This is a genomic window from Halomonas sp. GD1P12 (assembly GCF_025725645.1).
GTDB lineage: Bacteria > Pseudomonadota > Gammaproteobacteria > Pseudomonadales > Halomonadaceae > Vreelandella.
On sequence record NZ_CP107007.1, the window covers coordinates 3,296,228 to 3,308,907 of the forward strand.

Annotated in this window: 11 protein-coding genes; 9 read left to right on the forward strand and 2 right to left on the reverse strand. The window is 64.6% G+C overall.

Annotated features, from left to right (window positions below; genetic code table 11):
• Positions 1-18: 18 nt before the first annotated feature.
• Positions 19-1,215 carry a homoserine O-succinyltransferase MetX gene (gene metX / locus OCT39_RS15190; RefSeq protein WP_263585284.1) on the forward strand — a complete coding sequence of 399 codons (1,197 nt, stop codon included), beginning with the start codon at positions 19-21 and terminating at the stop codon, positions 1,213-1,215.
• Positions 1,215-1,808, forward strand: coding sequence for a methionine biosynthesis protein MetW (gene metW / locus OCT39_RS15195; protein WP_263587354.1), 594 nt, complete (start codon positions 1,215-1,217; stop codon positions 1,806-1,808). The genes metX and metW overlap by 1 nt, the downstream gene beginning before the upstream one ends.
• On the opposite strand, the gene sfsA is transcribed toward metW, so the two are convergent.
• A complete protein-coding gene (gene sfsA, locus OCT39_RS15200) occupies positions 1,805-2,536 on the reverse strand; it encodes a DNA/RNA nuclease SfsA (RefSeq protein WP_263585285.1) in 732 nt (243 codons plus the stop codon). The genes metW and sfsA overlap by 4 nt on opposite strands.
• The gene (locus tag OCT39_RS15205) at positions 2,533-3,693 is read right to left on the reverse strand and encodes an aminotransferase class I/II-fold pyridoxal phosphate-dependent enzyme (protein WP_263585286.1); all 1,161 of its coding nucleotides are present in this window, start codon (positions 3,691-3,693) and stop codon (positions 2,533-2,535) included. Before OCT39_RS15205 ends, sfsA begins: the two co-directional genes overlap by 4 nt.
• 182 nt (positions 3,694-3,875) lie before the next feature.
• On the opposite strand from OCT39_RS15205, the gene dksA reads away from it, so the two are divergent.
• The 7 genes from dksA (at position 3,876) to folK (ending at position 12,617) form a co-directional block, all read left to right on the forward strand.
• Positions 3,876-4,313 (forward strand): RNA polymerase-binding protein DksA, encoded by a 438-nt coding sequence (dksA, locus tag OCT39_RS15210; RefSeq protein ID WP_263585287.1) that lies wholly within the window; start codon positions 3,876-3,878, stop codon positions 4,311-4,313.
• A 93-nt stretch (positions 4,314-4,406) separates the two neighbouring features.
• Entirely contained in the window at positions 4,407-5,318 is a 912-nt protein-coding gene (gene gluQRS / locus OCT39_RS15215) for a tRNA glutamyl-Q(34) synthetase GluQRS (protein WP_263585288.1), read from the forward strand.
• 1 nt (position 5,319) lies between these two features.
• Complete coding sequence (locus OCT39_RS15220; protein ID WP_263585289.1) at positions 5,320-5,496, forward strand: hypothetical protein; 177 nt, start codon at positions 5,320-5,322, stop codon at positions 5,494-5,496.
• A complete protein-coding gene (locus OCT39_RS15225; RefSeq protein WP_263585290.1) occupies positions 5,486-8,431 on the forward strand; it encodes an ATP-binding protein in 2,946 nt (981 codons plus the stop codon). Before OCT39_RS15220 ends, OCT39_RS15225 begins: the two co-directional genes overlap by 11 nt.
• A complete protein-coding gene (locus OCT39_RS15230; protein ID WP_263585291.1) occupies positions 8,409-9,785 on the forward strand; it encodes a sigma-54-dependent transcriptional regulator in 1,377 nt (458 codons plus the stop codon). The genes OCT39_RS15225 and OCT39_RS15230 overlap by 23 nt, the downstream gene beginning before the upstream one ends.
• A 943-nt stretch (positions 9,786-10,728) precedes the next feature.
• Positions 10,729-12,114 carry a polynucleotide adenylyltransferase PcnB gene (gene pcnB / locus OCT39_RS15235; protein ID WP_263585292.1) on the forward strand — a complete coding sequence of 462 codons (1,386 nt, stop codon included), beginning with the start codon at positions 10,729-10,731 and terminating at the stop codon, positions 12,112-12,114.
• Complete coding sequence (gene folK, locus OCT39_RS15240) at positions 12,114-12,617, forward strand: 2-amino-4-hydroxy-6-hydroxymethyldihydropteridine diphosphokinase (RefSeq protein WP_263585293.1); 504 nt, start codon at positions 12,114-12,116, stop codon at positions 12,615-12,617. The genes pcnB and folK overlap by 1 nt, the downstream gene beginning before the upstream one ends.
• The last annotated feature ends 63 nt before the right edge of the window (positions 12,618-12,680 follow it).

Consider the following 12,680-nt stretch of genomic DNA (forward strand, 5'->3'; position numbering starts at 1 on the left):
GCAGGATTGACGCCATTGATGCCTGAATTGGATACGCGCCCCGGGCGCGACTACCCGCCGGACTCCGTCGGGCTGGTCACACCCCACGTGGCCCGCTTCGACACGCCGCTGCCGCTCGCCTGCGGCCGGGTGCTGCCGGCGTACGAGCTGATTTTCGAGACCTACGGCACGTTGAACGCCGAGCGCACCAACGCCGTGCTGATCTGCCACGCGCTTTCGGGCCACCATCACGCCGCGGGCTACCACCATCTGGACGATAAAAAGCCCGGCTGGTGGGACGCGCACATCGGCCCGGGCAAGCCGATCGACACCAACCGTTTTTTCGTCGTATCGCTGAACAACCTGGGCGGCTGCCACGGAAGCACCGGGCCCGTTAGCCACAACCCGGACACCGGCCGTCAGTGGGGGCCGGACTTCCCCATGGTGACGGTGAGCGATTGGGTGGCAAGCCAGGCGCGCCTGGCGGATCACTTGGGGATCGAGCGGTGGGCGGCGGCGGTCGGCGGAAGCCTGGGCGGCATGCAGGTGCTGCAGTGGACGATCACCCATCCAGAGCGGGTCGCCAACGCGGTGATCATCGCGGCCACGCCCAGACTCTCGGCGCAGAACATCGCCTTCAACGAGGTCGCCCGCCAGGCGATTCGCTCGGACCCGGAGTTTTTCGACGGCTGGTACGCCGAGCACGACACGGTGCCCAAACGGGGTTTGAAGCTTGCGCGCATGGTGGGTCACATCACCTATCTCTCCGAAGACGCCATGGGCACCAAGTTCGGCCGCGATTTGCGTAGCGAGGATCTCAACTTCGGCTTCGACGTCGAGTTTCAGGTCGAATCCTACCTGCGCTACCAGGGCGACGCCTTCTCCACCGCCTTCGATGCCAACACCTATCTGTTGATGACCAAGGCGCTGGACTACTTCGACCCCTCGGCGCTGCACGGCGGCGAGCTGGCCAGGGCCGTAGCGCCGGCGCAGTGCCCGTTTTTGATCGTCAGCTTCACCACCGACTGGCGCTTTCCGCCTTCGCGATCAAAAGAGCTGGTCGATGCGCTGATTCACGCGGGCAAGCCGGTCAGCTACGCCAACATCGAATCCCCCCACGGCCACGACGCCTTTTTGCTGCCCGAGCCGCGCTACGAGGCGCTGTTTAGCGCCTTCATGGCGCGCGCCGCCGAGGAGCTCGGGCTCGATGCCACTCGCCAGGAGCCCCGGTCATGATGCGCACCGACCTCGAGCAGATTTTCGACTGGATTCCCAAAGGCGCGCACGTGCTGGATCTGGCCTGCGGCGACGGCGCGCTGCTCGAGCGCCTGGGCCGCGAGAAAGCGGTGACCGGCTATGGCCTGGAGATCGACCCGGCGGGCATCACTGCGTGCGTGGCGCGCGGCGTCTCGGTGATCGAGCACAACCTGGACGATGGCCTTGGCAACTTCTGCGACCAGAGCTATGACCAGGTGATCATGACCCAGGCGCTGCAGGCGCTGCGCCGACCGGACAAGATGCTCGACGAAATGCTGCGGGTGGCCAACGAAGGCATCATCACTTTTCCGAACTTCGCCTACTGGCGCCACCGGGTGTATCTGGGCCTGCGCGGCTACATGCCGGTGTCGAAGTCGCTGCCCCACGCCTGGTACGACACGCCCAACATTCACCTCTCCACCTTCAACGACTTCGAGCAGCTATGTCGCGAGAAGGGGCTGGTGATCGTCGACCGCGCCGTGGGTGTCGGTGAGCATCGCGGCCACTGGACGTCCAAGTGGTGGCCCAACCTCTTCGGCGAGATCGCCATCTTCCGCGTCCGTCGACGTTAAAGGCGCACGTCCAGGGCGCGCTCGATGAAGATCGATGTCGGCGCGCCCGCCTCCCATCCGATGCCGATACCGTAGGCCAGCACTTCCACCCCCTGCGCCACCGCCGCGTGCAAGCCCGCGGCGTAGGCCGGGTCGATGTGCGTGGCCGGGCCGACATCGTCGATGCCCTGGTGCGCCACGCAAAACACCAGCACCGCGCGCTCGCCGCGCCGCGCCAGCGCCTCGAGCGACTGAAGATGCTTGAGTCCGCGGGTGCTGACCGAGGCCGGAAAGTAGCCGTGGCCGTCGTCCTCAAGGAGCGTCACTTGCTTGACCTCGAGATAGGCGCGGCGCCCGCTCCTTGAGTCCTCGAGCAGAAAGTCGAGCCGCGAGTCGTCGACCGTCACCTCGCGGCGGCGCGTATCGAACCCGGCCAGCGCGTCGAGCTTACCGTCCTCGAGCGCCGTCTCGACGATGCGGTTGGCGCGTCCGGTGTGGATCGAGGCCAGCGCCACCTGGCCGCTCGCCTCCGGCAGCTCGATCAGCTCCCAGGTCCAGGCCAGTTTGCGCTTGGGGTTGTCGCTTGGCGAGAGCCACACCCGACACCCCGGCACGTTGACGCTTTTCATCGAGCCGGTGTTGGGGCAGTGGGCAGTCACCTCGCGGCCGTCGTCCAGCCGCACATCGGCAAAAAAGCGCTTGTAGCGGCGCAGCAGGATGCCCGGCACCAGGGCGTCATGGTAAATCATGCGCGCGCCACGAAGCGGGCCAGGCGCACCAGCGCTTCCTCCAGGCGCGCCACGTCCGCGGTGAAGGCGATGCGCACGAAGCGCTCGCCGCCCTCGACGGCGAAATCGATGCCCGGCGTGATCGCCACGTTCTCCTCTTCGAGCAGCCGCTGGCAAAACGTTTGGCTATCGCGGCTGTAGCGCGAAATATCGATCCACACGTAGAACGCGCCCTGGGGCGCCACGTCCGGCGCCAAACCCAGCGAGGCCAGACCGTCTAGCAGCACTCGGCGGCGCTCTTTCAGCACGGCGCGGCGACGCTCCAGCTCCTCACGGCACTCAGGCGTGAAGGCCGCAAGCGCGGCGTGCTGGGCGGGCGTGGATGCCGCCAGAAAGACGTTTTGGGCCAGCCGCGTCAAGGGCTCGATCGCGCGCTCCGGCGCCACCAGCCAACCCAAGCGCCAGCCGGTCATGCCAAAGTACTTCGAGAAGCTATTGACGACGAATGCCTCGCTTGAAAGCGCCGTGGCCGAAAGCGGCGCACCGTCAAAGTTGAGCCCCTGATAGATCTCGTCGACCAGAAGCTCGCCGCCGCGAGCCGCAACCGCCTCGCACACGCCGGCAAGCCCCGCCCGGCTCAGGGTGTGGCCGGTGGGGTTTGACGGCGTGGCGAGCATGGCCAAGCGCGTGGCCGGCTGCCAGTGACGCTCGACCAGCCCGGCATCGAGCTGCCAGCCGGTGTCGGCGCCGACCGGGATGGCGTCTACCTCGGCGCCGGCCAGCGCCATGAAGTGGCGGTTGCAGGGGTAGTTCGGGTCTGCCATCAACACCCGGTCACCCGGGCTAACCAGCAGTTGGCTTGCAAGCAGCAGCGCTCCGGACGCGCCGGGGGTGACGATGATGCGCGCCGGATCCACCTCGGCCCCGAAGTGATCCCGGTAGTGACCGCTGATCGCCTCGCGCAGCGCCGGCAATCCCGCGGCGGGGGTATAGCGGGTTTTCGCGTCGGCCAGGGCAGCCTGACCGGCGGCAAGAATCGGCGCAGGCGTGGGGAAGTCCGGCTCGCCCACTTCCAGATGGATGACATCGAAGCCCTGGGCCTCGCGGGCCTGGGCCATTTCCAGCAGGTGCATCACGCGAAACGGCGCGACCTGGTCGAGGCGGGGATTCCAGCCCATTTAAACTCCTTGAGCGCTCTATCGATGAGAGGTAGTAAAGTGCGTTAAGAAACTAGACGTTCGTCGTAGACAGCCGGTTGTGCTTGCATGGCGATGCATTTTAGGCTAAACAAGCATCCCTTTGGCGTGAAATCGTGGTGTTGTCGCGATGGAACACAGTCACTCGAGCAAGGGGCACTCCCATGTCTGTAGCGGAACAAAAACCGGAAGCGTCCACATCCTTCACTCCGTACGAGCCGGCGCCGGGTGAAGAGTACATGAACGACAAGCAGCTTGCGCACTTTCGCCAGCTGCTGCTCAACTGGAAGCAGGACCTCATGGAAGAGGTGGACCGCACCGTGCGCCACCTGCAGGAAGACGCCAATAACTACGCCGACCCCGCCGACCGGGCGACCCAGGAAGAGGGCTTTAGCCTGGAGCTGCGCACCCGGGACCGCGAGCGTAAGCTTTTGAAAAAGATCAACGAGACCATCGAGAACATCGACGAGGACGACTACGGCTTCTGCGAGGCCTGCGGCGTCGAGATCGGCATTCGCCGTTTGGAAGCGCGCCCCACCGCCACGCTCTGCGTGGACTGCAAGACGCTTGCCGAGCTCAAGGAGAAGCAGCTCGGCGGCTAAGCACCGCCTCGATGTCCTGAAAGCGGGCACCCTCATGGGTGCCCGCTTTTTTATGGCTTGCCGGGTCATTTCACCTGCCGCATCATGCCCCTCATGACCACTTTTTCTCACTACCGGGGCCGCTTTGCGCCCACGCCCTCCGGCCCGCTGCACTTTGGCTCGTTAGTGGCCGCGCTTGGAAGCTACCTGGACGCCCGCGCCGTGGGCGGGCAGTGGCTCGTGCGCATCGAGGACATCGACCCGCCGCGCTGCCCGCCGGGCACCGACACCACCATTTTGCGCCAGCTCGAGGCGTTCGGCCTGCACTGGGACGGCCCCGTCGTTTGGCAAAGCGCGCGCAGCGACGCCTATCAGGCGGCACTCGAGCGCCTTCGCCAACAGGGGTTGAGCTACCCGTGCACCTGCTCGCGCAAGCAGTGGCAGACGCACCCCATTTACCCCGGCTGGTGTCGCGACGGCCTTTGCGAGCCAGATAAACCCGTGGCCTGGCGGCTTCGAACCGATCTCGGCCAGCGCCCGATCATATGGCCGGACCGCCTCCTTGGCGCGCAGCGCTTCGACCCGGCGGATCTGGGCGACGTGGTGCTCAAGCGCAAGGACGGCCTCTGGGCATACCAGCTCGCCGTGGTGGTAGACGATGCCGATCAACACATCAGCGATATCGTGCGCGGGGTCGATCTGCTCGACAACACGCCCTGGCAGATGCAGCTTCAAGGCGCGCTTGGCTACCCGGTGCCCCGCTACCTGCACCTGCCGCTGGTGATGTCACAGGATGGCCAGAAACTCTCCAAGCAGAATCTGGCGCCGGCGCTTGCAAGCGAGCCGGTCGCCATCGCCCGCCAGCTTTTCCAGGCGATCGAAACGCTCGACCAGGCGCCGCCCGTCGAGCTCAAGGGCGCCGCGCCCGCCGAGCAGCTCGCCTGGGCGGTGGCGCACTGGCGCGTCGAGCGCATAGCGCCTGCTCGCGAGCGCCCCGCTCCCGACGCGCACCAAGAAGAGAGGTGACATGTACGTCTATCGTCTGCTGCTGTTTCTGGTGTTCGGTGGCTATCTTTTGTCGCCGGTGCTGATGGGCGGCTGGAACGAGCCGGGCACCGTGTGGTACCGGCCGTTTTTGATCTGGGGCGCGTTGATCGCGCTGACGCTGTGGCTCGAGCAGAAAAGGAAGCTGGATGAGCGCTGAGCTGATCGTCGTTCTCGGCCTGGGCCTTGGTTATTTCGCGTTTTTGCTCGGCTGCGGGGTAGCGATCGAGCGCGGGCGGATCCCGGTACGCGTGACGCGCCATCCGCTGGTCTATACCCTGGCACTCGGCATCTACGCCAGCGCCTGGGCGGTGTACGCCAGCATCGAGTTCGCCTCGAAGGCAGGCTTTGGCTATCTCGCCTACTACCTGGGCGCGGCCGGTGCATTTTTGCTCGCCCCGGTGCTGCTGGTGCCGATCCAGCGCATCACCCGCACCTACCAGCTCTCCTCGATCGCCGATCTGTTCGCGTTTCGCTTTCGCTCGCGCTGGGTGGGGTCGCTGGTCACGCTGTTGAGCCTTTTAGCGGTGCTGCCGCTTCTGGGCATTCAGGTCAAAACCCTGAGCGAGGCGGTCTTTGAGCTGACGCAAAGCCGCCACAGCGACGGTATCGCGCTGCTGTTTTGCGCCGCTATCGCGCTCGGCGCGATTCTCTGCGGCGCGCGCCACCGCCACCAGCACCGTCACGATACGCTGCTGGGCATCCTGGCGCTGGAATCACTCATCAAACTCGCGGCGATGCTGGCACTCGGCGGCGTGGCGCTTTGGTGGGTGTTCAGCGGCCCCCAGGATCTGCAGCAGTGGCTCGACGGCCCGGGAGCCGCGCTACAGGCCGCCACCCCCCGGCTCGAATCCGCCCAGTGGCGTACGCTGCTGCTGCTGTTCTTCGCGGGCGCCTTCATGATGCCGCATCTTTTTCAGATCACCTTCGCCGAGAACCTGTCGCGCCATACGCTGTTGCAGGCGAGCTGGACGCTGCCGCTTTATCTACTGCTGCTGGCGCTGCCGGTGCCGCTGGTGTGGTGGGCGGCGCAGTCGGTTGCAAGCGACATACCGCTGCCCGCGTACGCCGCTTATCTGCTTTCGAGCCACTGGGGCGTTGGTGCGCTCGCCTTTGTCGCCGGGCTTGCTGCGGCCAGCGGTACCATGATCATGATGGCGCTGTCGCTTTCGGGCATGGTGCTCAACCACGGCGTGCTCGTCGCCCGGCCGCCGGAGGCGCGCAGCAACCTCTACGGCTGGCTGTTGTGGCTTCGCCGCGCGCTGATCGTGGCGGTGGTGGCCAGCGGCTGGCTTTTTGCCGAAGGCATCAGCCGCGATCACACCCTGACCGATCTGGGGCTGGCCGCGTTCGTCGGCATCGCCCAGTGCCTACCGGGGATGCTGGCGCTGCTCTACTGGCCCGGCGCCAACCGCAACGGCATGGTCGCAGGCCTCATTGGCGGCGCGCTGATCTGGCTCTGGGGGCTTTGGCTGCCGCTGCTGGTAAGCACCCCCTTGCCGGCGCTGGTCTTCAGCGACCTGATGCCTCCCGATGCGCCAGACTGGTACACCACCACGCTGATCTCGCTTTCGGTCAACATCGTGCTTTTGATCGTGGTGTCGCTTTTCACCCGCACCTCGGAAGGCGAGCGCAGCGCCGCCGAGGCCTGCTCGGTGGACGCGGTGATCCGCTCCAAGCGTCTGCCGCTGGAAGCCGCCAGCGCCCGCGACTTCCACGCACCGCTGGCCCAGGCGCTGGGCGACGAAGCCGCCGACCGCGAGGTCGCTCGCGCGCTCAAGGCACTCAACCTCGGCCCGGAGGAGCGCCGTCCCTACGCCCTGCGCCGGCTGCGCGACCGCATTCAGGCGAACCTTTCCGGACTGATGGGCCCGTCGGTGGCCCGCGACATCGTCGACCGCTACCTGCCCTACCGCCACGACGACACACCGGGCACCGACGACATCCACTTCGTCGAGAGCCGGCTCGAGGCCTACCGCTCGCGGCTCACCGGCCTTGCCCGCGAGCTCGATGGGCTTCGCCGCCACCACCGCCAGACGCTCGCTTACCTGCCGGTCGGGCTCTGCGTACTCGGCGACGACGACGAACTCACGCTCTGGAACCAGGCGCTGTCCGAGCTTTCCGGCATCAGCGGCGAAAGCGTCATCGGTGCCCATCGAGACAGCCTGCCCGCCCCCTGGCCGGCGCTTCTCGCCCAGGCGCTCAGCGCCACCGGCGCGCCGCTCTATAAACAGCCGGTCAATCTGCACGGCCGCGATCACTTTCTCACGCTGCACAAGGCGGCGTTGAGCGGACTCGATAGCCGTGGCGGCAGCGTGATCCTCGTCGAGGATCACACCGAAATGAAGTGGCTGGAAGAGGAGCTGGTGCACGCCGCAAGGCTTGCCTCGATCGGCCAGCTCGCCGCCGGGGTTGCCCACGAGATCGGCAACCCGATCACCGGGATTTCGTCGCTGGCGCAGAACCTGCGCTTTGACACCGACGACCCGGCGCTGCTGGAAACCGCCGACCATATCCAGACGCTGACCGAGCGCGTGAGCAAGATCGTCAACTCACTGGTCGGCTTCGCCCACGGCGGGCGCCAGGCGCTGGCCCCGCCTGCCGAGCCGGTCGCACCGAACCAAATCACCGACGATGCGCTGCACTTGATCCATCTGGCACGCTCGGGCGAGGATGTCACTTTTGAGAACGCCTGCCCGGCCGCGCTCATGGTCCAGGGGGATCGCCAGCGCTTGACCCAGGTGATGGTGAACCTGCTGGGTAACGCCCGCGACGCCTGCCAGACGCCGGGGCGGGTCACCGTCGAGGCCGGCGAGCAAAACGGGCTCGTGTGGTGGCGGGTGACCGACGACGGCGAGGGCATTGCGCCGAGCGTGAAGGATCACCTGTTCGAGCCCTTCACCACCACCAAAGCGCCGGGGGAAGGCACCGGGCTTGGGCTGTCGGTGGCGTACCAAATCATCAGCGAACACCAGGGCCGGATCGAGTGCGCCTCGCCCCCCAGCGGACAATCGCGCGGCACCGCCATCACGCTGTGGCTGCCGCTTTACCAACAGGATGATCGACCCTCACATGGCCAGGATACTGATTGTTGAAGACGAAGCGATTATTCGCAGCGCCCTGAAGCGCCTTCTGGAGCGAAGCCAGTTCGAGGTCGTCGAGGTAGACAGCGTCGAGCAGGCCCAAACGCATGCCCTATCGGAGTTCGATCTCATCATCAGCGACCTGCGCCTGCCCGGCGCCCCGGGCACCGCGCTGATCGAGGCCGCCGCCCCGGCGCCGGTTTTGATGATGACCAGCTACGCCAGCATGCGCTCGGCCATCGAGGCGCTCAAGCTCGGCGCGGTGGACTACGTCGCCAAGCCCTTTGATCACGACGAACTGCTCGAAACCGTTCAGGACATTCTGCACAAGCGCGCGATGGCCTCGGGCAGCGCCCCTTCGATCACCGACGAACGCGGCACCCAGTCCATGATGATCGGCGACTGCGCCGCCATGCAGCACGTCTACACGCGCATCAAAAAGACCGCGCCGGCGGACGTCAGCGTGCTGATCCAGGGCGAGTCCGGTACCGGCAAGGAACTGGTCGCCAGAGCGCTTCACCAGCAGAGCAAGCGCGCCAAGGCCCCCTTGATCTGCGTCAACTGCGCCGCGATTCCCGAAACGCTGATCGAATCCGAGCTGTTCGGCCACGAAAAAGGCGCCTTCACCGGGGCCAGCGCCGCCCGCACGGGGCTGGTCGAAGCCGCCGACGGCGGCACGCTGTTTCTCGACGAAATCGGCGAGCTTCCTTTGGATGCCCAGGCGCGGCTTCTTCGCGTGCTGCAGGAGGGCGAAATCCGCAAGATCGGCTCCGTCGAAACCCGCCATGTCGATATACGCCTGATCACCGCGACCCACCGCGACCTGCGCGCGCTGTCCAAAAGCGGCGAGTTTCGTCTGGACCTTTACTACCGCTTGAACGTCATGCAGATCGCCCTGCCTCCGCTTCGCGAGCGCGACGAGGACGTGCTGAAAATCGCCGACATCCTGTTGGAGAAGGCCTGCAAGCGCCACGAACGCCAGGGCCTACGGCTCTCCCGAGCCGCGCGCCAGGATCTGCAGGACTACCCCTGGCCTGGCAACGTGCGCGAGCTGGAAAACGCGCTGGAGCGCGGCGTGATTCTCGCCGAGGGCCATTTGATTCACCCGGACGATCTGGGCCTTGGTCCGGTGACTCACCGCTCGGCGCCGGCGCCCGCTGCGCCGGATGCAAAGGAAGCGCTCGAGGACGAAGAGGATCTGTCGCTCGAGGACTACTTCCAGCATTTCGTACTGGAGCACCAGGATCAGATGAGCGAAACCGAGCTTGCACAAAAACTGGGCATCAGCCGCAAAAACCTGTGGGAGCGGCGCCAGCGGCTGGGCATTCCGCGCAAAAAGACCGCCAGGCGCCCGGATCAGGCCTGAAGGCGGCGCCTTCCTGGAACCGCGCTACATCGCTTACAACTAACGTCCAATAGCCTGATTTGAAAAAGAAATATCCTGAATTTCGGTTTCACCCCCTGTTACCTTCCCACACATCCAGGGTTAAAAAACGCCGTTTTGCAGGTAACACTTCAATCGCCTGGCCCGCCCAAAATTTTCTGAAATTTTACAAGCCGATGAAATAGCACTTTTTTTCAACAAGTGGCACGGCAGGTGCAGTATTACTCGGCAAGAAGAATAAATCGGGCAGCGGTTTGATAGCGCTCATAACAATAACAACGAGCCGTACCGCGAAAACCTCGCCACAACAAAAACAACAGGGCGAGGGTGAGACAAGGCACTAACAACAACAACGGGCTAATGTCTCAAAAGTGCTGGCGCTGAGAATGGCGCAACAATAACAACAATCGATAGCAAAGCCCGAAAATGGACGCGACGTACGCAAGAGACGACGAACAACAACAAGCGTTTCGAGCCGTACACCCCCGGAGCCAATAACAACTCGCCGGGAGAGAAAAGTTCGCGGTTGGATTATTGTTTTGAATACGAGGCGGTCAAGGCTCGCTACACGAGGCCCAACAAGTACAGTTTTTGACTGCGGTGCGTATTCAGGGCGATGTGCCATCATGAAGAAAAACAGCAGCATGGATGCTGAACTAAACGAATTGACAGGGGAGGCCCACTTGGCCTCCCCTTTCCGCGTCTGGCCCCTGTGTTTTTTTACGTTGCATCGAGGATCATGTCGCAAATATCGCCCTAAAAGGCTTTAAAACGCTGCGATCCGCCGGCCAACCCGCGGTGGTTTTAGGCAATCCTGGTTTCAATGCTTTGCAAGGCGTTGGGGGTCGGCTACACTCGTCGACTTATCATTTACCAAATCTTTTGTTAAATACCCTACGTTTTAACTGCGAGTCGATACCATCGCATGTTTAGAGGACTTACCCGTTTTTTACCTGGTTCGGGAGAGCAATTGAAAAAGCTGCTCGATTCCCCAGACAGCCCCGTCGAGGCCCTGACGCCCCAAGTCATCCCCCGCTCCGAGCACCCTGTGTCGCGCAAGCAGATCAGCGATGCCGCCTTGAAAGTTCTTTATCGATTGGACGGCGCGGGCTTTGAGGCCTACCTGGTCGGCGGCTGCATTCGCGATGCGCTGCTGGGTGAAACGCCCAAGGATTTCGACGTCGCCACCAACGCAACGCCGGAACAAGTGCGCGACCTTTTCCGCAACTCGCGGCTGATCGGCCGGCGCTTTCGCATCGTTCACGTACGCTTCGGGCGCGAGATCATCGAAGTCACGACCTTTCGCGGCAAGCCTCAAGACGAGCACGGCGACAATATCGCTCAGCAGTCCGACGATGGGCTGCTGCTTCGCGACAACGTCTGGGGCAGCATCGAAGAGGACGCGCTGCGTCGCGACTTCACCGTCAATGCGCTTTATTACAGCATCGCCGACTTCTCGATCCACGACTTCGCCGGCGGCATCGGCGACATCAACGCGCGCACGCTGCGCCTGATCGGCGATCCGGCGACCCGCTATCGCGAGGACCCGGTACGCATGCTGCGCGCGGTGCGCTTTGCCGCCAAGCTCGGCTTCGAGATCGCCCCGGACACCGAAGCGCCGATGTACGATCTCGCCCCGCTTTTGTTACAGATACCGCCGGCGCGGCTGTTCGATGAAGCGCTCAAGCTTTTCATGTCCGGCCAGGGGCTGCTCACGTTCCAACTGCTCAGCCACTACGGCCTGTTCGGCATGCTCTTCCCGGAAGCCGAAGAGGCGATGGCGGACGCGGCCTGGGTCGAAACGCTGATCGAGCAGGCGCTGAGAAACACCGACCAGCGCATCGCCAACGACCGCCCCGTCACCCCGGCGTTTCTGTTCGCCGCGTTTTTGTGGGGGCCGGTAGCGCTTCGCGCCGCTACGCTTGAAAACGAGGGCATGCCCGCGGTTCCCGCGCTGCAAACCGCGTCCCAACAGGTGGTCATGCGCCAGCTCCAGCACATCTCGATTCCCAAACGCTTCGGCATGCCGATGCGTGAGATCTGGGAGCTCCAGGCGCGCCTGCCCCAGCGCCGCGGCAAGCGCGCGTTCCAGAGTCGCGAACATCCGCGCTTTCGCGCCGCCTTCGATCTGCTGCTGTTGCGCGAGCAGGCCGGCGAGATTCCCCGCGGCTTGGGCGACTGGTGGGAAGCGTTCCAGCAGGGCGACGAGCACGAACAGCGCCGTCTTCTGCAAAAGGTCGGCGGCGACCCGGCAAGCCAGGGCGACCGGCGGCGCAAGAAGCGCCGCAAGCCGTCGCGCAAGCCTGACTAATGGGTGGCCTACAAACCGCGCGGGCCTATATTGGCCTTGGCAGCAACCTCGACGATCCGGTGCGCCAGGTAAGCCTGGCGATGAAAGAGCTTGACGAGCTGCCACTGACGTCCGTCAAGGCCGCATCGTCGCTCTACTCGAGCCGCCCGGTCGGGCCGCAGGATCAGCCGGATTTCGTCAACGCGGTCGTCGAACTCGAGACCACGCTTTCGCCCCTTGCGCTTCTGGATCAGCTTCAGGCCCTCGAGCAGCGCCACCGCCGCCGTCGGCTCCGGCACTGGGGCCCACGCACCCTCGACCTGGATCTGTTGCTCTTCGACGATGCCCGCATCGAGCACCCACGCCTGAAGGTGCCGCACCCGCACATGCGTGAGCGCGCCTTCGTGCTGGTGCCGTTACAAGAGCTCGACCCCTCGCTCGCCGTGTTCGAGCAAGCGCCCGACCACTGGCTCCAACGCCTCGATGACCCCGGCCTTCAAAGGATCGGAAACAGTCGGGGCTAGACCTTTTGCCCGCTCGACACCGCGCGCTTTCCCGAGTAACAATCGGGCTCTCTATTGCGAACC

What these genes read in the sequence shown, in the direction of transcription:
- OCT39_RS15225 (WP_263585290.1), top strand. Translation starts at nt 5,486, where the DNA reads ATGAGCGCTGAGCTGATCGTCGTTCTCGGCCTGGGCCTTGGTTATTTC.
- metX (WP_263585284.1), top strand. Translation starts at nt 19, where the DNA reads ATGCCTGAATTGGATACGCGCCCCGGGCGCGACTACCCGCCGGACTCC.
- folK (WP_263585293.1), top strand. Translation starts at nt 12,114, where the DNA reads ATGGGTGGCCTACAAACCGCGCGGGCCTATATTGGCCTTGGCAGCAAC.
- OCT39_RS15220 (WP_263585289.1), top strand. Translation starts at nt 5,320, where the DNA reads ATGTACGTCTATCGTCTGCTGCTGTTTCTGGTGTTCGGTGGCTATCTT.
- pcnB (WP_263585292.1), top strand. Translation starts at nt 10,729, where the DNA reads ATGTTTAGAGGACTTACCCGTTTTTTACCTGGTTCGGGAGAGCAATTG.
- OCT39_RS15230 (WP_263585291.1), top strand. Translation starts at nt 8,409, where the DNA reads ATGGCCAGGATACTGATTGTTGAAGACGAAGCGATTATTCGCAGCGCC.
- OCT39_RS15205 (WP_263585286.1), bottom strand. Translation starts at nt 3,693, where the DNA reads ATGGGCTGGAATCCCCGCCTCGACCAGGTCGCGCCGTTTCGCGTGATG.
- metW (WP_263587354.1), top strand. Translation starts at nt 1,215, where the DNA reads ATGCGCACCGACCTCGAGCAGATTTTCGACTGGATTCCCAAAGGCGCG.
- sfsA (WP_263585285.1), bottom strand. Translation starts at nt 2,536, where the DNA reads ATGATTTACCATGACGCCCTGGTGCCGGGCATCCTGCTGCGCCGCTAC.
- dksA (WP_263585287.1), top strand. Translation starts at nt 3,876, where the DNA reads ATGTCTGTAGCGGAACAAAAACCGGAAGCGTCCACATCCTTCACTCCG.
- gluQRS (WP_263585288.1), top strand. Translation starts at nt 4,407, where the DNA reads ATGACCACTTTTTCTCACTACCGGGGCCGCTTTGCGCCCACGCCCTCC.